At 73.9% G+C, this 18958-nt stretch carries 15 protein-coding genes; 11 read left to right on the top strand and 4 right to left on the bottom strand.

What is annotated here, in order from left to right; all coding sequences use genetic code 11:
* The first annotated feature begins 25 nt into the window (after positions 1-25).
* From ACQP00_RS45600 to ACQP00_RS45590, 3 genes are all read left to right on the top strand, one after another.
* Entirely contained in the window at positions 26-2431 is a 2406-nt protein-coding gene (locus ACQP00_RS45600; RefSeq protein ID WP_433209661.1) for an Hsp70 family protein, read from the top strand.
* Positions 2432-2490: 59 nt separating this feature from the next.
* Positions 2491-3834 carry an SPFH domain-containing protein gene (locus ACQP00_RS45595; protein WP_433209660.1) on the top strand — a complete coding sequence of 448 codons (1344 nt, stop codon included), beginning with the start codon at positions 2491-2493 and terminating at the stop codon, positions 3832-3834.
* Between the two features lie 87 nt (positions 3835-3921).
* The gene (locus tag ACQP00_RS45590; RefSeq protein WP_433209658.1) at positions 3922-4539 is read left to right on the top strand and encodes a DUF4142 domain-containing protein; all 618 of its coding nucleotides are present in this window, start codon (positions 3922-3924) and stop codon (positions 4537-4539) included.
* A 51-nt stretch (positions 4540-4590) separates the two neighbouring features.
* On the opposite strand, the gene ACQP00_RS45585 is transcribed toward ACQP00_RS45590, so the two are convergent.
* The 3 genes from ACQP00_RS45585 to ACQP00_RS45575 form a co-directional block, all read right to left on the bottom strand.
* Positions 4591-5937 carry a DUF1996 domain-containing protein gene (locus tag ACQP00_RS45585; protein WP_433224231.1) on the bottom strand — a complete coding sequence of 449 codons (1347 nt, stop codon included), beginning with the start codon at positions 5935-5937 and terminating at the stop codon, positions 4591-4593.
* Positions 5938-6215: 278 nt separating this feature from the next.
* Positions 6216-7280 (bottom strand): FAD-dependent oxidoreductase, encoded by a 1065-nt coding sequence (locus ACQP00_RS45580; RefSeq protein ID WP_433209656.1) that lies wholly within the window; start codon positions 7278-7280, stop codon positions 6216-6218.
* Positions 7277-8374, bottom strand: coding sequence for a hypothetical protein (locus ACQP00_RS45575; RefSeq protein ID WP_433209654.1), 1098 nt, complete (start codon positions 8372-8374; stop codon positions 7277-7279). The genes ACQP00_RS45580 and ACQP00_RS45575 overlap by 4 nt, the downstream gene beginning before the upstream one ends.
* A gap of 80 nt (positions 8375-8454) precedes the next feature.
* Between ACQP00_RS45575 and ACQP00_RS45570 the strand changes: the two genes are divergently transcribed.
* The 8 genes from ACQP00_RS45570 (at position 8455) to ACQP00_RS45535 (ending at position 17747) form a co-directional block, all read left to right on the top strand.
* Positions 8455-9108 (top strand): sugar transferase, encoded by a 654-nt coding sequence (locus ACQP00_RS45570; protein ID WP_433209652.1) that lies wholly within the window; start codon positions 8455-8457, stop codon positions 9106-9108.
* A gap of 25 nt (positions 9109-9133) precedes the next feature.
* Positions 9134-9751, top strand: a complete 618-nt coding sequence (locus ACQP00_RS45565; protein ID WP_433209650.1) for a hypothetical protein — start codon at positions 9134-9136, stop codon at positions 9749-9751.
* Entirely contained in the window at positions 9748-11679 is a 1932-nt protein-coding gene (locus tag ACQP00_RS45560; RefSeq protein ID WP_433209648.1) for a DUF4012 domain-containing protein, read from the top strand. Before ACQP00_RS45565 ends, ACQP00_RS45560 begins: the two co-directional genes overlap by 4 nt.
* Before the next feature lie 16 nt (positions 11680-11695).
* On the top strand, positions 11696-12895 hold the full coding sequence (locus ACQP00_RS45555) for a glycosyltransferase (RefSeq protein WP_433209646.1): 1200 nt from the start codon (positions 11696-11698) through the stop codon (positions 12893-12895).
* A 202-nt stretch (positions 12896-13097) separates the two neighbouring features.
* Complete coding sequence (locus ACQP00_RS45550; RefSeq protein WP_433209644.1) at positions 13098-14438, top strand: glycosyltransferase; 1341 nt, start codon at positions 13098-13100, stop codon at positions 14436-14438.
* Positions 14435-15469 (top strand): glycosyltransferase family 2 protein, encoded by a 1035-nt coding sequence (locus ACQP00_RS45545; protein ID WP_433209642.1) that lies wholly within the window; start codon positions 14435-14437, stop codon positions 15467-15469. The genes ACQP00_RS45550 and ACQP00_RS45545 overlap by 4 nt, the downstream gene beginning before the upstream one ends.
* Complete coding sequence (locus ACQP00_RS45540) at positions 15462-16283, top strand: glycosyltransferase family 2 protein (protein ID WP_433209640.1); 822 nt, start codon at positions 15462-15464, stop codon at positions 16281-16283. Before ACQP00_RS45545 ends, ACQP00_RS45540 begins: the two co-directional genes overlap by 8 nt.
* On the top strand, positions 16284-17747 hold the full coding sequence (locus ACQP00_RS45535; protein ID WP_433209638.1) for a lipopolysaccharide biosynthesis protein: 1464 nt from the start codon (positions 16284-16286) through the stop codon (positions 17745-17747).
* On the opposite strand, the gene ACQP00_RS45530 is transcribed toward ACQP00_RS45535, so the two are convergent.
* Positions 17704-18900, bottom strand: coding sequence for a glycosyltransferase (locus ACQP00_RS45530; protein ID WP_433209636.1), 1197 nt, complete (start codon positions 18898-18900; stop codon positions 17704-17706). The genes ACQP00_RS45535 and ACQP00_RS45530 overlap by 44 nt on opposite strands.
* Positions 18901-18958: the final 58 nt, after the last annotated feature.

The following is an 18958-nucleotide window of genomic DNA, read 5'->3' as shown; positions in this document are numbered from 1 at the left end:
GGCCTCCGCGAACTACGATGAGGCCATGTCACCGGCCTTCGGGCTCGGGATCGACTTCGGCACCTCGAACACGGTAGCTCTGATGCGGTGGCCCGACGGCCGGGTCAGGCCGCTGTTGTTCGACGCCAACCCGTTGCTCCCGTCCGCCGTCTTCGCCCCGACCAAACCGGGCCCGGCCTCCGCCGCGCCCGCGTCCGACGCTGCCGCGGGCGGGTCCGATTCTGCCGCGCCCGGGTCCGTCGGCGCTGCCGTGGGCGGGTCCGGTCCTGGCGTGGGTGTCGCTGATCTTGTCGTGGGCGGGGACGCGTTGCATCATGCGCGGTTCGATCCGGCCGGGCTGGAGCCGAACCCGAAGCAGCGCATCGACGAGCCTGCGATCCTGCTCGGCGCGCGGGAGGTGGCCGTGGCCGATCTCGTCGCGGCCGTGCTGCGGTTCGTGTTCGCCGAGGCCAAGCGGGTCGCCGGGTCCGAGGACTTCGCGGTCGCGATCGCCCACCCGGCAGGATGGGGCACCCAGCGCCGTTCCGTGCTCGCCGAGGCCGCGCGCCGGGCCGGGCTGGGGGCCGCGCTGCTCGTGCCGGAGCCGGTCGCGGCCGCGCACGCGTTCACCGCCGTGCTCGACCAGCAGGTGCCGGTGGGCAAGGCCCTCGTCGTGTACGACCTGGGCGCCGGCACCTTCGACGCCAGCGTGGTCGTGCGGCGCGAGGCCGGCTTCGAGGCGGTCGCGGTCGACGGGCTCAACGACGTCGGCGGCCTGGACATCGACGCGACGATCGTGCGGTGGCTGGGGGAGCGGTACTCGCCGAACGACCCCGAACTCTGGACCCGCCTCGCCGACGCCCAGGACCCCGACTCGCTGCGGCACCGCCGGATGCTCTGGCACGACGCGCGGGTGGCCAAGGAGATGCTCTCCCGCGCGCCCGCGGTGGTCCTGCAGATGCCGGCCCCGCTGAACGTCGACGCCCAGCTCACCCGCGACGAGTTCGAGGCGGCGGCCAAGCCGTTGCTGGAGCGCACGGTCTTCACCACCGCGGCGCTGATCCGCCAGGCGGGCATCGCACCGGACGACGTCGCCGGCGTCCTGCTGGTCGGCGGCGGCAGCCGGATCCCGCTCGTGGCGACCATGCTGCACCGGACCCTGAACATCGCGCCGACGATCACGGAGCAGCCGGAGATCGTGGTGGCCGAGGGGTGCCTCCTGTCCCTGTCGGCCGCGCCCGCGGACGCCGGCGGGGAGGGTGCGCCGCTGTGGCCGGCCGCGGCTGCGGCGGCCGCGCCGTACGCCTCGATGGCCACGGGACCCGCCAGCCCGCCGCCGATCACCGCTCCGGTCGCCGACGTGAGCGCGCCGGCGCCGTTGGCGGGAGCGACGCAGCTGCCGGCGGGAGCGTCCCAGATGCCGGCGGGGGCGACGCAGCAGCCAGGGACCGATCCCGGGCTCATGTGGCCGGACCGCGACGCGGCCGCTAACGCCGGGTTCAGCATGCCGCCCCCTGCCGCGCCTTCGTCCGCGCCGCCGGTTGCACCCGCGTCCGCGCCGCCTGGTGGATACGGCCCGCCCGTTTCCGGCATGCCTGTGTCGGGGATGCCCGTTTCCGGCGTACCCACCTCCGGGATGCCCGTGTCCGGGTCGCCGCGGGGCCAGGTGTACCAAACCGGCGGATACCCGGTCGTTCAGCCGTCGATGCCGCCTCCGGGTCAGATGCCACCGATGCAGATGCCGCCGGGTCAGCTGCCGCCCGCGCAGATGCCGCCGGGGCAGCAGCCGGTCGCGATGCCGTCCGTGCCGCGGTACGTGCCGCCGCCGCCCGTGCCGGCCAACATGCCGGTCTCGCCGGGGCCGTCGAGCCGGGTCGTGCCCGTCTACGACAACCGGCCCGCCGCGCCCGCGCGCAAGGGGCGCAACTGGCTCAACGCCATGCTCGTGGTCATCGCGCTGCTGGCCCTGGCCGGCGCCGGGACCACGGTGTACCTGGTCGGGCTGGGCGACAAGGACAAGCCCGCCGCCAACAGCCAGTCCCCGGCCCCGCAGGCCTCGGCCAACCCGGGCCCGAACGGCGCCGACGGCGGCAACGGGGCGGGCGGCGCGGGGAGCATCGACCCGTACCAGACGGACAGCACGGCGAACGAGACCCGTGGCGCGACGACGGCCCCGAAGGTCGAGTACATCACCATGCCGGACCTCACCGGCCTGTACATCGACTACGCCAAGCAGAAGCTCAAGGACAACGGCTTCACGGGCAACATCAAGACCACCAAGAAGACCACGGACGATCCGGACCAGGTCAACCACGTGCTCTCGCAGGATCCGCGGGCGAGCAAGCAGGTGGCCAAGAACGGCACCGTGACGCTGACCGTCGGCGCCGAGCCGGTGACCCCGTCCAGCCGCCCGCCGGCGACCACGAACGGGCCGCGGCCGACCGCGACCTGACGGTACAAAACACGTTTGAATCCGCTTGTAAGACTGAAGGCCCCCATGAGGAGCGGCGGATGTCGAACACCAACACCTATCTCGATCAGGTCGTGCGGCAGCAGGAGCGGCTCGAGTCCGACCTGCGGTCCAAGCGCAGCAGCCCGGCGCCCGCGGCCGGGCTCCCGCCCCGGCAACGGTCGGGCGGCGACGAGCAGCAGCGGCAGCCCACGCCGAACGCCGTCGAGGTGCGCGTCACCGGGTTCGGGCGCTGGAAGACGGTCCTGGTCCCGCCGAACGCGTTTGTCGTGCACACCCGTCGCGGGCGGGCCGAGCCGCTGCACGTCGGGCTCGGCGTCTCCTTCCGGTACAACCCGGCCACCGACTCCTACCTCGTCGTGCCGGGCGCGATGCAGACCATCCTGATCAACGCGTACTGCATCTGCCGCGAACTGCAGGGCGTGCTCGTCCAGGCGTACGTCCAGTGGATCATCCAGGACTTCTCGACCGCGTACCGGCGGCTCGACTTCGGCGACCCCGAGGACCCGATGCGGCTGGTCAACCTGCAGCTCAAGGAGCAGGCCGAGGCCGCCATCAAGGACAAGGTCTCGACCCTGGGCGTGGCCGACGTGCTCAGCGACAAGCAGCCGATCATCGAGGAGCTCACCGCCCGCCTGCGCGCGGTCGCGGAGGGCTCGGGCGGCGCCGACGAGGGGCTCGGGCTGCGGATCGTCACCGTGCAGATCAAGGAGGCGGTGGTCAGCTCCTCGCGGCTGTGGGAGAACCTGCAGAAGCCGTACCGCAGCGAGCAGGGCCGCATCGCCCGCCTCGCCGAGCTCGCCGCCGAGGAGGCCGTGGCCGAACGCGAACTCACGGCGCAGCGGCACCGGGAGACCCAGCGCATCGCCAGCGACCGCGAGCTCGCGGACCTGCGGGCCCAGAGCGCCTCCCACCAGTTCGACCGCGAGGCGAGCGAGGCGCTGCGCCGCTCCCAGCGCGAGCAGGAGGACGCCCGCGCGCTCGCCGAGCTGCAGGACGCGACCAACCGGCACGCGCTGGCCCTGGAGCGGCAGCTCGCCGCCGAGGAGGCCGAGATCGGCCGCCTGCGCATCGAGCGCGAGGCCGAACTGACCCGCCTGTCCGCCGACGCCGAGCTGGCCCTGTCCGCGGCCCGCGCGGTGAACGGCCACGAGCAGGCGCTGCTGGAGATCGAGCGGGAACGCTTGCGCGCCGACGTCGCCAACGCGCAGTCGCCGGAGAACCTGCAGGCCCAGCTCATCGACCGGCTGCCGGAGATCGTGGCCAAGCTGCCCAAGCCGGCCGAGCTGCGGGCGGTGACGATCGGGGGCACGGACGGTACCACTGTGGCGGGTTTGATCGCTGAGCTCTCGACGGTCGTGAACGCCCTGAGGACGCGCCCCTGAGCTGGTGCTTTGCAACCGTGGAACCGGTTTTGCGGTCGGTGGCGGCGGTTATGGGACAACCAAGATCGCTTTTAGCGGGAGGTTGTCATGCGATTGCCGATGTTTGCCGCCGCTGTGGTCGGCGCCGTCGTGCTCGGGACGGTGCCGGCTTCCGCGGCGCCCACGGACGACCCGACGGACCCGGTGCCGACGGACCCGCCGTCGGTGGCGCCCGTGGACCCGGGGTTGCCCACGCCCGTGGACCCGTCGGCTTCCACGCCGTTGTCCGCGCAGGACTCGCAGTTCGTGACCGCGGCCGGGTACGCCGGAAACTTCGAGGTCGCCGGGGGCTCGCTGGCCAAGGCGCGGGCCGTGTCCCCGGACGTGCAGGCGTTCGGGACGAAGATGATCAGTGACCACAACCGGGCGGGGACGAAGCTCGCGCAGCTGGCCAAGGCGAACGGGATGAACACGCCGGACCTGCCCGACTCGGCGCAGCAGAACATCCTCAACGCGTGGTCGCGGCTGGACGGGCTGTTGTTCGACTGCGCGTACGTGCCGGCCGAGTACCTCGATCACGTCGGCGCCGTCGCGCTGTTCGAGAACGAGGCGGCCCACGGCGACAACCCGGACCTGGTGCAGTTCGCCCGGGAGACGCTGCCGACGCTGCAGGAGCACAAGCGGATGATCACGTCGGCGCTGAGTGCGCTGGACTGCAACGGATAGCCGGAAGGGCCCGCCCTCCTGGCACGGAAGGCGGGCCCTCTTCAGCAGCGGTTACGGCAGGACGTAGTTCTGGTTGAGCGCGGCGCCGCGGTCCGGCTTGTACTGGTCGAAACCGCGCGGGTCGCACTGCAGGCCACCGTTGATGCAGTGGTCGGACAGGGCCTTCAGGGTCGGGGCGTCCCACGCGTTGTAGACGTCGTAGTGGAACGAGTACCCGCGGCCGCTGGAGAAGTGCACGTTGGCCATGTTGCCGCTGACCGGCCAGGCCATCTTGAACTCGATCATCGGCACGGCGACCGGGTGGTCGGCCGGGCAGACGCCCACGACCGGGTACGCCATGTGCGACTTGTGGTCCGGCGTGTCCAGGTGCAGGCCGTCCCAGCAGCTGGGGGCCTGGAACCGGACGTTGAGCTGGCTGCCGGCGACGCAGTTGGCCGGGATGTCCCACTGGTTGGTGAGGTCACCGCACTCGAAGCCCTCGACGTGGCCCGGGTGGTTCTTGAACTCGTCGAGCGTCGAGGACGGGCTGCCGACCACGTAGCGCAGGCCGGCCGGGAACGGGCGGACGGACCGGTAGTCCAGCACGCCGCTCTTGTAGTAGATGACCTGGCGGCCGACCGGCTGCACGGCGGTGTCGCCGTTGAGCAGGGTGGGCATCCAGTACGCGGTCTTGTCGCCCGGGGTGATGCAGGCGGTGCCGCCGGCCTGCAGCGAGGCGAGCGTCGTGTTCGCGTTGGTGGTGGTGTTGCCCATGAACGTGTGCGAGTGCGACGCGCCCGGCAGGCCGTAGAACACGATCGGGTCGTCGGGCAGGTTGCTGCGGCTCACCGAGCAGTTCGCCTGGAACTCGTGGTGCGTCGTCGGCGGGTTGGTGGGCGGCGGGGTGGCCGTCGACGGGACCACGCCGGTGACGGGCGGGTTCGCCATGACGTACCCGGGGCCGTCCGACGCCGGCGGGGTGGTGCTCGAGGTGCCGTAGACCTTGAACTCGTACAGCGAGTAGCCGTAGCCGTTGGCGCGCTGGGTGCCGTACATGCGCACGTAGCGGCCGGAGCCGGTGACGTTCAGGGTCTGCGTGCCGCCGGGGCCGGTGGTGGTGCTGTAGATGCTGGTCCAGGCGTTGCCGTCGGGCGAGGTCTGGATCTGGAAGGCCTTCGCGTACGCGGCCTCCCACTGCAGCACGACCTGGGAGATGGTCGCGGTGGAGCCGAGATCGACCCGGATCCACTGCGGGTCGCTCCACTGGCTGCTCCAGCGGGTGGCGTTGTTGCCGTCGAACGCGGCGGCGGCCGGCGACTCGCCCAGCTCCGTGGAGGAGGCGAGCGCGGGCTTGTTCTGCGACAACAGGGTGGCGGTGGCGGCGTTCGCGGAGGTCAGCTGAAAGGCGCCGACGACCATCGACGCCACGACGGCGGTGGTGACCCCGATGGGGATCCCGATTCTTCTGAGACGTCTGGTACTCAATGCAGCTCCCAGGGGTGTGTGCGGGTGCCGTTCGCCGGTGGCGGACCGGCTGCGCCCTCGCTGGGAGAGCGCTCTCCCATGTTGCGCCCGGTCCGCCGGGCCGTCAATATGTGTGGCGTGCCGGATGCCTGTTAACCGCGCAAAACGGACACAGATGAGCGGAATTTAAGGCGTGAATGGAGAGCGCTCTCCGCCCGCCTGGGTCTTAAGGCCTAGGCGAGGACCAGGCCGGTCGCGGTGATGTGCGAGGCGGGGAAGGGCAGCGGGGCGGCGGTCCACAGGTCGTGACCCGCGTCCTCGACGACGTTCTCGGCGGCCAGCAGACCCAGCAGCATCCCGCGCGCCTGATGGCCGGGGCTGGACACGACGGACAGGCCGGACAGCTCGCGCAAAGGTGACTCCGCGGCCGTTTTTTCGGGGCTCATCCGGTACCACTGGATGCTCTTCGGCACCCGCAGGGCCTCGGCATCGAGGATCTCGTGCGCGCCGACCAGCCCCGAACGGACGATCTCCTCGCGGGCGAGGGCGATGAAGCGCGCGTCGTCCCAGCGCCACGAGTCGCCGTCGCACGCGTATTCCAGGGCGAGCACCGTCTCGCGCTCGCCCCGCTTGGCCGCGGGGACCCAGTTGTCGAAGTTCGTGACGCGCGCGACGCTCAGGTCGGGATCGCGCACGTCGATCCAGGTGTCGGGGAAGACCGACTCGGCGGTGGTCTGCAGATAGACGATGACCGTGTGCCCGGCGCGCACCGGCAGCGGCATCGACGACACCACGTGGTCGTGTTCGCGCACCTCGCCGGTGTTCAGGCGGACGCCCGTGACCCGGGACTCGTCCCGCTCGAGCCGCGCGACCGGCGTGTCCACGTGCACGCGACCGCCCTGGCGCTCGACGAAGTCGCACATCCGCTCGTACACCTCGCCGGGGCCCTTGCGCGGATGCGCGAACGACACGACGGTGCGCGGGCGCAGGAGCTGCCAGGCCCGGCGCGTGGGGTCGTCGTGGAGCCGGCCGGCCCGGTATGTCCTGGTCCGCCGCTGCACCATCTCGTAGTCGCCGCCGATGACCTCCAGCCAGAGCTCGTTGACCCGCGGGTCGGCGCTGAGCAGGTGCTGCGGGCCGAGGCCGACGGTCTGTCCCCACAGCTCGATCGAGCGGCCCAGGCCGCCCACGCCGCCGGAGGCCTCGTACACGTCGACCTCGATGCCGGCCTTGGCGAGGCAGTAGGCGGCGGTGGCTCCGGCGGGGCCGGCGCCGATGACCGCGACGCGCAGGCTCACGTCGCGCTCCTCACGTACGCGTAGCGTTTCGCGCTCCTCGCGTACGCGTAGCGCTTCGCGTCCGCGCGGGCCAGCGCGAAGATCGCGAGTGGCAGCATCGGCGTCAGGTGCTTGAGGTGGGAGCCGTAGTCGGGGGCGAACAGCGCCTGCGTGACCACGAACGCGAGCAGCAGCGTGACCGCGACTCCGAGGGCCCGGTCGCCGGCGCTGGTCCTGGCCGCCGCGAACATGCGCACGGAGAGCGCGCCGAGCAGGATCGCGCCGGACACGTGCACAAAGCCACCCGCCAAAAGCAGCGGCACCGGTACGAGCAGCGCCACGAACGTCAGCATCGCGTTCACGAGCCCGGCCGGAATCGAGTGCGGCGCGTCGAGGAACGGCGCGATGAGCGTGACGGCGTCGGGGGAGCCGCCCCGCCCGGCGTTCGCGGCCGCGCGGAACGTGTCGAGCGAGTCGTGCCGCACGACGAGCGTGCCGGCCGCGGCGAGCACGAACATCGCGGCGGCGGTCGGCAGCAGCAGCACCGGCCGCCGGCCCCGCCGCAGCGCGACGTACGCGGTGACGAACAGCGCGGCGAGCACCAGCCAGTAGGAGCGGAACAGCGCGCCGTAGAGCGTGAGCGCGCCGGCGGCCACGAACGGCGCGGCGGACGCCCATTCGCGGACCCGCAGGACGACCAGGACGGGCAGCACGAACAGCAGGACGACGGCGTCCTTCGAGTACTGCGTGAGGTACACGCCGCCGAGCACGATCGCGCAGAACGCCAGCGCCATCGTGCTCCATCGCCTGGCCCGCGGGGCCGGTCGCAGGGCGAGCGTCACGGCGGCGACCATGAGCGCGAGTTGCAGCGCGGCGGTCAGGCGCGGGTGCGTGTCGAGGCCGAGGCTTGCGTAGAAGCCGGCGATCGAGCGGTAGTACGCGTCGGGGCGGATGCCGGTCGTGCCGTCGTTGAGCGCGGCGATGTAGTCGCCGTCGTAGAAGTACTTGGCGGGCAGCCACGCGCGGGCGCGCAGCAGCAGGCCGAGCGCGCACAGTCCGGCCGCGAGCTCGACGAGCCGCCACCGCAGCACGAACGCGCGCAGATCCAGCTTCACGTCCGCCACGATAATGGCGTACGTCCGGTTTCGTGGCGTTTGTAGCTAACACAACGTGTTTGAGCTGATACGGTCCGTATGTGTGGAAAGCCCGGCCCTATCCGGCGGCGCGCGTCCTCGATCTGGTGGGCGCGGCCGTGCTCCTGCTGCTGCTCGCGCCGCTGGCCGTGCTGGTCGCGGCGGCGGTCAAGGCGGGCGATCCGGCGGGCCCGGTGCTGTACCGCCATCATCGCCTGGGTCGCGGCGGACGGCCGATCGCCGTGCTCAAGTTCCGCACCATGTGGTGGTCGCACTCCACCGGCCCGGACCGCCCGTGGGCGAGCGCGGCCGAGGCGCTGCTGGCGATGGGCCGCGCGGACCTGGCCGCGGAGTACGCCGAGCACCACAAGCTCGTCGCCGACCCCCGCGTCACGCCGCTCGGACGCGTGCTGCGCCGCACCAGCCTCGACGAACTGCCGCAGCTGCTCAACGTGCTGCGCGGCGACCTGGCGCTGGTCGGCCCGCGCCCGGTGACGGCGGACGAGCTCGGCCGCTACGGCGCGCACGGCGACCTCCTGCTCGCGGTACGTCCCGGCATCACCGGCTTGTGGCAGGTCTCCGGCCGCAGCGGCATCGCCTACGCCGAACGGGTCCGCCTCGACCTGCACTACGTCCAGCAGCGCGGCCTCGCCCTGGACCTGGCCATTCTGGCCCGCACCACCGTCTCCGTGCTCGCCGGCCGCGGCGCGTACTAGCGAACCATTCGAAGGGACCTCCACCATGCGTTGCCTGAAAGCGGCCGGCACGGCCCTCGCCGGCCTGGCCGCCGCGACCGCCCTCGGCGCCGCCGCCCACGCCGAACCGGAACCGACGCCGTCCTCGACCCTGGTCGAGCCGCAGCCCCTGCCGAGCAGTGCCACGGTCGACAACCAGAACCCGGTCGCCGGCGGCACCGTCGTCGTCACCGGCCACGGCTTCAACCCCTTCGAATGGGTCAGCTTCGACGCCACCATCGACCTCGCGGCCGCGACCCGCGCGCGCAATGATGCCGGCGCGGCCCGCGCGCGCAACGAGGCGGGCACGCACCTGGCTGTCGCGCAGGCCGACGGGAACGGCGACACCTCGGCCACGATCCAGGTGCCGGCCGGCTTCACCGGGCAGCTCCCCATCCTCCTGACCGGCCAGACCTCCGGCACCACCCTCGCGGTCGCCGTCACCGTCGCCGCCGCACCCCCGGGCGCGGGCGCCGTCGGCGGCATCACCGGCCTGCCCGTCACCGGCCCGGGCGCGCTCGCCTACACCGCCGCGGGCCTGGCCTTCATCGTCGGCGGCGCCGGCCTCGTCACGGTCGCCCGCCTGCGCCGCACCGCCCACGTCGCGGCCCACGCGTCGCGATGACCTTCGCCCGGGCGTGGCTCTGGTCGCGAACGTCCCGCGTCCGCGACGTGGCCTCGGGCGCCGTGGCCGCGTGGTCGACCCGCTTGTCGCGTCCGCGCGTGTTCCGGCGCGGCGTGCGCGGGGCGTTGTCGTCGGCCCGGGCGTGGGTCTGGCCGCAGGCGGCGCGGGTTTGGGACGTGCTGCGTCCGCGCGTGCGGTCGGTGCGGTTCTGGGCGCTGGTGACGCTCGGCCTGCTGCTCGCGGCGGCCGTGTGGATCGCGGTGACCGGGTGGCTGGCCCGCGGCGAGCTCGGTGGCGTGCGCGCCGCGGCGACCGAGGCGCGCGCGGCCGCGGCCCGGGGTGACCTTCCCGCGCTGACCGCGGCCGCCGACGACCTGCGGCTCCATGCCTCGCGCGCCCACGCGCTGACCGGTGATCCGGTCTGGTCGTTCGCCTCGTCGGTACCGTGGGCAGGCGCCCCGCTCCGCACCGTCCGCGGCCTGAGTGCCGCCGCCGACTCCCTCGGCGCGCTCGCCCCTGACCTGGGCGCGCTCTCCGACGTCGCGCGCAGTACCGGCGGCGGCGTTGACCTGCGCGGCGTCGAGGACGTCGCGGCGGCCGTGCACCGCGCCGCCGGTACCGTCGCGGCGGTTCGTTCCATGGTGGACGGTCTGCCCCACGCCACCTGGCTGTCCACGGTGGACGACGCCCGCAGCGAGGTGGCCGGCCTGCTCGGCACCGCCGCGCCCGCGCTCGACGGGGCGGACCGCTGGGCCCGCGTCGCGCCGGAGGTGCTCGGCCGCGACGGCCCGCGCCGGTACTTCATCGGCTTCCTCAACGAGGCCCAGGCCCGCGGCGTCGGCGGCATCCCGGGCGCCTTCGCCATCGTCGAGGCCGACCACGGCGTCGTGCGCTTCCGCGAGTTCGCCCCGGACGGCGCGCTGTGGAACGTGCCGACCGGCCTCGACCTTGGCCCCGAGTACGACGCGCGCTACCGCGAGACGAAGAGCACCGACTACCTCGTCAACAGCACCACCAGCCCGCACTTCCCGTACGCGGCCCGGATCTGGGCCGCCATGTGGCAGCGCGCGCACGGCGAACGCATCGACGGGGTCGTGGCCGTGGACCCGACCGCCCTGTCGTACCTGCTCGCCGTAACCGGCCCCGCGACCGCGCCCGGCGGCGAGCGCGTCGACGCCGGCAACGTCGTGGCGCTGACCCAGAGCACCATCTACGCCCGCTACGCCGACCCGGCCCCGGCCGGGCAGGCGGCGCGCAAGGAGTACCTGATCGGCCTGGCCCGCGCGATCGAGGCCCGGATCCTGGGCGGCGGCCTGAACCCGGCCCGCCTGCGCCCGCTGGCCGAGGCCGCCCGCCGTGGCGCGACCGAGCGGCGCCTCCTCGCGTGGAGCGCTGACGCGCGGGTCCAGCACCTGATCGAGGCCACGCCGCTGTCCGGCGAGGTCGAGGAGACCGCCGAGCCGTACGCGGGCGCGGTCGTCGTCAACGCCGGCGCCAACAAGCTCGACTACTACCTGGACCGCGCGGTCACCTGGCGGCGCACGGGCTGCGGCGACGTGCGCGACGTGACGGTCACCATCGCCCTGACCAACCACGCCCCGACCGGCCTCACGCCCTACGTCGACCAGCGCCTGGACGAGCACGCCTACCCGATCCGCCCGGGCGACCAGCGGCTCCACCTGAGCTACCTGGCCACCCACGGCGCCCTGCTGCGCGCCGCGACCATCGACGGCCGCCGCGTCATGTTCACCCCGGGCGAGGAGCGCGGCCACCCGGCGTACCTCATCGACGTCGAGCTGCCCCGCGGCGCGACCCGCACGATCACGCTCCACCTGCGCGAGCCGTACACCCGGGGCGACCTGCACGTCCTGCGCCAGCCCCTCGTCCGCCCGCTGCGGTTCACGTCGAGCGCCCAGGAGTGTGGATGAGGGCGCGGGGGTGGGCATGAACGCGCCGCGGATCCTGCACGTGACCGAGGCGATGGGCGGCGGGACGGCGGCCGCGATCGCCGAGTTCGCGCGGTCGACGCCGCAGTACGAGCACCATCTGCTCGGACGCCTTCGGCCCGGCAGCGAGACGGCGACCGCCGCCGACTTCGCCGCCAGTCATGCGGCCGGGCGGGGGCTGCCCGGTCTCGCCCGCGCCCTGCGCCGCGCGGTCGCGGCGGTGCGGCCGGCCGTGGTCCACCTGCACTCGTCGTGGGCCGGGCTGGTGGGGCGGCTCGCGCTGGCACCGGGCGGGCCGGCGATCGCGTACACGCCGCACTGCTTCGCCTTCGAGCGCGATCCGGCGACCACCCCGCCGGGCTTCGTGCGCCTGGCGCGCCGGGCCGAGCGTTTCCTGGCCGGACGGACCGCCCTGGCCGTCTGCGTCAGCCCGCGCGAGGCGGAGCTGGCGGCGGGATTGGGGCTGGCGGCGGTACACGTGCCGAACACGACGCGGGTCCGCTCGCCCCGCGCCCACCATGCCGTGCCGGTCTCCGGCGTGGTTATGGCGCACGATGCCGCGGCGGTCCGCGGCGTGGTTATGGCGCACGATGCCGCGGCGGTCTCCGGTGTGGTTATGGCGCACCATGGCGCGGCGGTCTCCGGTGTGGTTATGGCGCACGATGCCGCGGCGGTCCCCGGCGTGGTCACCGTCGGGCGGGTTGGGGCGCAGAAGGACCCGCTGTTCCTGCTGCGCGTCAAGGAGCTGGTCGCCGTCGAGGCCGACTGGACCTGGGTCGGGGGCGGCGATCCGGGGCTCGAGGAGCACCTGCGCGCGCACGGGGTCACGGTCACCGGCTGGCGGCCGCCGGACGAGGTGGGGGAGCGGCTGGCCCGCGCGGACGCGTACCTGCACACGGCAGCCTGGGAGAGCTGCCCGCTCGCGCTGCTGGAGGCGGGCGCGGCCGGGCTGCCGCTGGTCGCCCGCAGCATCCCGGCGCTGGACTCGCTGGGCCTGGACCCGACCCTGGTCACGCCGGAACTCGTCGCGGCCGAGCTCGACCTGGTCCTGCGCACCGGGCAGGCCACCCGGCCGCGGCTGCAGGAGGCGTTCGCGGCCCGGCACACCCCACAGGCCCAGGCGGCCGCCCTGACCGAAGCCTACGAATGGCTCCTCGACACCGCCGTCCACACCACCGCCCTGGCCGGCGCCCGGTGACCCCAGTGCACATGCCCCCGCGCGGCGCCGCCCGTCGGGTCCGCGACGCTGGCCGGTGCGCGGTGGTCGCAATGCACGTGCTCCCGCGCGGCGCGGCTTGTCGACTCGGCCGCGCTGGCGGGCGTGCGGTGGGCGGGGTGCGGGTGGGTCTGCGTGGCGCGACTGTCCACTTTGGCGCCGTGGCCGGGGTGTGGTGAGCGCGATGCGCGTCGTCCATGTGGTGAACGTTGCCGATACCGGTGGTGCGCAGACGCTCGTTGAGGCGCTCGTCGCGCATCGGCCGGCCGGGACGTACGCCGGTGTCGTCGTGCTCGGATCGCCCGGCGTGCTCTCGGCCCGGCTGGCGGCGGTTGCCGATCGGGTCGACCATCTCGGGCTCGATCCGGGGACGTGGCGGCTCGACCGGCTGCTGCGGCGGGTCCGGGTCGCCGTCGCCGTCCATCGGGCTGAGGTCGTGCACGCGCATCTGTTGCAGTCCGACCTCGCCGTTGCGTTGCTGCCCGGGCGGGTGGCGCGGGTCAGCACGGTGCACACGACCGGGTTCGGCGCCGGCGACCGCGTGCGCTCGCGCGGTCTTGCCCGGGTGATGGCGCGGCTGTCGTGGCGATTCGCGTACTCCGTCGCGTGCAGTCGGCAGGCCCGGGTCTACATGGCCGGCGCCGGCTACCCGGCGCGCCGCACGCTGCTCATCGAGAACGGCGTCGCGCTACCGCCGGCTCCCGTCGACCGGGACGTCGCCTCCCCGCGCGAATCCGTTGCACCGACCTGCGTCACACCACCCGATCCTTCCGCGCGTGATGGCGCTCTGCCGGCCGCTTCCATCGCCGAGGACGGCGCGGTGTCGTCGGCGGGGTGCGGTGTGCGTGCAGCCGAGGAGAAGGCGGTGGTGTGCGTCCGGCCGCGCGAGGACGCGGCGGTGCGCGTTGGGCCGCGCGAGGACGCGGCGGTGGTGCGCGTTCGGCCGCGCGAGGACGCGGCGGCGGTGCGCGTTGGGCCGCGCGAGGAGCCGGTGTTCGTTTCGCTCTCGCGGTGGCATCCGATGAAGGACCACGCCACGTTGTTCGGGGCGTTCGCGCTGCTGTTGCGGCGGCACCCGCGGTACAAGCTGCGGTGTTGTGGCAGTGGGGTCACGCCGGGCAACCGGGAGCTGACCGGCCTGATCGCGCGGCTCGGGCTCGAAGACCGAGTCGACCTGTGTGGGCCGGTCGAGAAGCCGGCCCGGGTGCTCGAGGGCGCGCACGCGTTGGTGCTGTCCAGCGCGTACGGCGAGGCGCTGCCCATGGCCGGGCTCGAAGCGCTCGCCCTCGGCGTCCCCGTCGTGGCCACCGACGTCGGGGACTGCGCGCGGCTGTGCGCGGATCCGGGGCTGCTGGCCAGGCCGCGGGACGAACGAAGCCTGGCCGCGGCGCTCATGCGCGTGGCGGAGTTCGGACCGGCCGAGCGGGCCGCACTGTCCGCGGCCGCGCGGGGGATTGCGGCGTCGTTCGACATCCGGCGGACCGTCGCGGCGTACTACGAGCTTTACGGGAAGGTGCGGCCGTGACCGTCGCGGTGTCGATCGTGATGCCTGTGTACAACGTCGAGCGGCACGTCGGGCGGGCCGTCGCCGCGCTGCTCGCGTTGCGTGTGCCGCATGGGGTGAGTGTGGCGGTCATCGTGGTGGACGACGCGTCGACCGACGCCTCGATGGAGGTGGTGGCGGCGTTGCTGCGCGAGGCGCCGTTCCCGGTCAGCGTGCTGCGCCATCCGGTCAATCTCGGGCTGTCCGTGGCGCGCAATACGGGGCTGGCGGCGGCGGGCGGGGACTTCGTCTGGTTCGTCGACAGCGACGACTGGGTCAGCCCCGACCTGCTCGAGGCGTTCGTCGGGGCGGCCACGGAAGACGTGGACATCGTGGTGGCCGACATGGTGCCCGTGCACGAGGACGGGGCCGCCGACCGGCCGATGATGCGGCGCACCCGGGACGTCGTGTGGGACGGGCCGGCGGCGGTCGAGGAGTTCCTGTTCCAGCGCATCCGCGCGTTCATGATGAACAAGCTGATCCGCCGCTCGCTGTTCGACGGGATCGAGTTTCCGCCCGGGCGGCTGTACGAGGACGTCGCGGTCTGTGCGCGGCTGATGCGCCGGGCGCGCGCGGTCGCGTTCGTGGCCGGGCCGGCGTACTTCTATCTGCAGCGCCGCGCCTCCATCACGGGCAACTTCACGCCGCGGGTGCTCGATCTCTACACCGGGGTGCTCGAAGCGTGCGGCGTGCTCGCGGCCGAGCCGGGGTGCGCGTCCGCGGCCGGGCTGCTGCACTTCCGGCTGCGGGCGGGCGCCCTGTCCGTGGTCGACGCCGCCGCGCGGGCGCGGGCCGAGGCGGGCGCCGCGGTCGTCCAGATCGTCCGCCGGGACCTGCGTTTCAAGGACTTCTTCGCATCGGTACGCCACGGTCTCTGGCTCGTCGCCGCCGGCGTCCTGCTCATGCTCGTCGCCCCGGGCTGGTACGCCCGGATCTACCGCGCGGCGCGGTTCGTGCGACGCCGGCGCGAGCGGCGCCTCGGGGCCCGCCGGCGGGGGCTGTCGCATGCCTGATGTCACCGTCGTCGTACCCACCCACGACCGGCCGGCGGACCTGGAGCGCGCGGTCGCGTCCGTGCGCCGCCAGACCTTCCCGGCGGCCGCGATCGTCGTGGTCGACGACACCGGCAGCGCGGAGGCGGTCGCGGGGCGGCTCGGCGTGCGGTACGTCCGCGTCGCCTCGCACACCGCCGGCGCCTCCCGCAACCGGGGCGCCCGCCACGCCGACACGTCCCACCTGGCCTTCCTCGACGACGATGACGAGTGGGCGCCGACGTTCCTGGAGCGCCTCCTCGCGGCCGGCGGCGACCTGGCCGCCGCCTGGACGTGGTACCAGCGCGGCGGGCACCGCCGGCCCGGCTGCACGCTCCCGCGCCGGCTGCGCGCCGCGGACTGCCTGCACCACAACCCCGGCCTGACGGGCAGCAACTTCGTGGTGCGGACGGCGGCGTTCCGCGCGCTGCGCGGGTTCGACCCGGCGCTCATCGTGAACAACGACCTCGACCTGCTGGTGCGCGCCCTGGACGCGGGCCTGCACCACGTGGTCGTCGCGGAGCGGCTCGTCGTCCAGCACAGCCGCGGCCACGGCCACCTCTCCTCGCGCGGCCCGCACCGGGCGAGCGGACTGGCGTTGTACCGCGACAAGTACCGCGACCGCCTCACCCTCGCCCAGCGCCGCTTCCTGGCCCGCGAGCGCTACGTGGCGCTGAAGTTCCCCGGGCAACGGCCGGCCCGGCGGGCCGCGTTCGCGCTGCTGGGCTGGCTGAACGCGTCCCCGCGTCAGCTCGCCGAGCTGGCCCTGCACCGCACGGCGCCGTTCTACGACTAGATGACCGCCGAGACGCAGGAACTCGAGCGTGCGGCCGCGCGGGGTGCGCTCGCGACCGTCGGCGGGCAGATCGCGCGCGCGGTCCTCCAGGCCGGTGGGGTCGTGCTGCTCGCCCGGCTGGTTGCTCCGGCCGACTATGGGCTGCTCGCGATGGCGGGGGTCGTCGTCGGTACCGCCGAGGTGGTGCGCGATCTCGGCCTGTTCCACGCCGCCGTGCAGGCGCCGGAGCTCAGCCGGAAGCAGCGGGACGCGCTGTTCTGGTGCAACGCCGCGCTCGGCGGGCTGCTGTACGCGGTCGTCTGGGCGAGCGCCCCGAGCATCGCCGCCGCGTTCGGGAAGGATCAGCTCGCGACGGTGCTGCGCGCCCTCGCGCTCGTCGTGCTGGTCGGCGGGTGCACGGTGCAGCTGCGCGTCGAGGCGACCCGGGCCCTGCGCTTCGGGCTGCTGGCGCGGATCGAGCTCGGCGCGGTCGCGGGGTCGCTCGGGCTCTCCGCGCTGCTGGCGTGGCGTGGGGCGGGCGTCTGGGCGCTCGTCGCGCAGCAGCTGTTCTTCGCCCTCGCCGTCGCGCTCGCGCTGGCGCGCGCGGCCGGGTTCCGGCCGCGGCTGTCGCGGGCGGGCGTGGCCGAAGCGCGGCCGCTGTTGCGGTTCGGGGTGCCGGTGATGCTCAGCTCGCTGCTCGGGAGCGTGGCGCGCAACGCGGACTCCGTGGTGGTGGGGCGATGGTTCGGGGCGCCGGCGCTGGGGGCGTACGACCGGGCGTACCAAATCCTGCTGTTGCCCTTGAACCAGCTCAACCAGCCGCTGGCGCGGGTCGCGCTGCCGGTGCTCAGCAGGCTGCGGGGGAGCGCGTTGCCGGCGTTCGCGCTGCGCGGGCAGGCGGCGCTCGGGTTCGCCGCGGGGACGCTGTTCACGTGCGGCGCGGTCGCGGCCCCGGCACTGTTCACGACGGTGCTCGGGCCGCAGTGGGCGCCGAGCGCGCCGCTGTTCCGGTGGCTGGCGGTCGGTGGGGTGTTCCAGACCGTCTCGTACGTGTGCGACTGGCTGTTGCTCGCCACCGGCAACGCGCGCGCGAACCTGCGCCTGTGCTTCGTCACGCGGCCGTTGCTCGTGGTGTGCATGGTGGTGGGCGCGGTGGGCGGGCCGCTCGGGGTCGCGGCCGGGTTCGCGGCCGGGGCGGCGCTGTCGTGGCCGATCGGGTTGCTGTGGCTGCGTCGCGCGACCGGGCTGCCCGTCGGTGCCCTGTTCGCGCAGGGATCGCGCGCGCTCGTGGCCCTGGCCGTCGCGGGCCTGGCCGCCGCGGTGACGGCCGGGCCGCTCGGGCACGGCTGGTGGGCGCTCAGCGCGACCGGGGTCCTGGTCCCGGCGTACCTCGCGCTGCTGGCCACGATCTGGCCCGCGGTACGCCGGGACCTGCGGAGCGTCATCCCACCCGCAGGCCGAGGTCCTGGCGGGCGGCGTCGATGACGGACGCGTACGAGGCGATCATCCGGGTGTGGCTGAACCGCTCGCGGCTGCCCAGCAGGCGCGGCGTGAACTCGGCGCGCCGGTCGACCGCCTCGGACCAGCCCGCCGCGATGGCGTCCGGGTCGGGGCCGGTGATCAGGCCGTGCCCGGCGACGATGATCGCGGTGTCGCCGATGTCGGTCGAGACCGGCACGGCGCCGCACATCGCGCCCTCGATGAGGCACAGCGGGGCCGCCTCGCCGCTGGTGGAGGTCAGCGCGACGACGTCGCTGGCGGCGTACACGGCCTCCATGTCGCGGCGGATGCCCAGCAGGTGCAGCCGGGACAGGAACCGCGGCTCGTCGGCGAACAGGTCGTTGAGCAGCCCGCACAGCTCGGCGTTGGCCGTGGTCATGCCGGCGCCGCACATGAGCACGTGGCCGTTGGGCTCGCGCTCGAGGTACCGCCGGGCCGAGGCCAGGAACAGCGGCACGTTCTTCATCGGGTCGTAGCGGGCGGCGAGCGTGACCACCTCGGCCTTGGCCGGCACGCCGAGCGAGCGGCGCAGCGCGGCCCGCCGGCGCGCGGGCACGGGCTGGAAGCGCGACAGGTCCACGCCGTTCGGAATGACCTTGAGCAGCCGCGCGGGGATGCCCGCCCGCTCGTACGCCGCGCGGGTCGACTCCGCGCAGCAGATCGCGGCGGCGATGCGGCCGTCGGCGACCGCCGTCTTGAAGTCGGCGAGCGCGGCGCCCTGGTTCTCCGGGTCGGAGCGGTGCAGGCAGACGACGACCGGGCGGCGCGGGAAGCCCGGCAGGTTGACCAGCCGCAGCGGCTGCTCCTTGAGCGACAGGACGATGTCGGCCCGTTCGGCGTGCGCGAACGCCGTCGCGATCTCCGACTGGCTGAACGTCTTGCGGGCCGCGGTGCCGCCCCCGATGCGCCGGCCGAGCGAGCGCACGTCGACGCCGATCGCGCTCAGTGACCGATAGCTGGCGTCGTCCTCCATGCGCTGGAGGATGGTCTCGCGGCGCATGGCGCCATAGATGCTCAGCACCGAATGGTGATGGCTCCCCGCGGTGTGCAGGCCGGCCACGACCGTGGTGTGCAGGGCCCGGGCACCCCCGGAGAAGAAGCCCTCATAGATCGACATCACGCGGAGTTGGCTCGTCACCGGCAAATCATCACCCGTGCCCGGCGTCCTGTCAGGCTGAACCAGTGAACTGTGCGTT

It is taken from the genome of Dactylosporangium sp. CS-047395 (assembly GCF_050942185.1).
GTDB lineage: Bacteria > Actinomycetota > Actinomycetes > Mycobacteriales > Micromonosporaceae > Dactylosporangium.
This window is presented reverse-complemented; position numbering and strand designations above follow the sequence as displayed.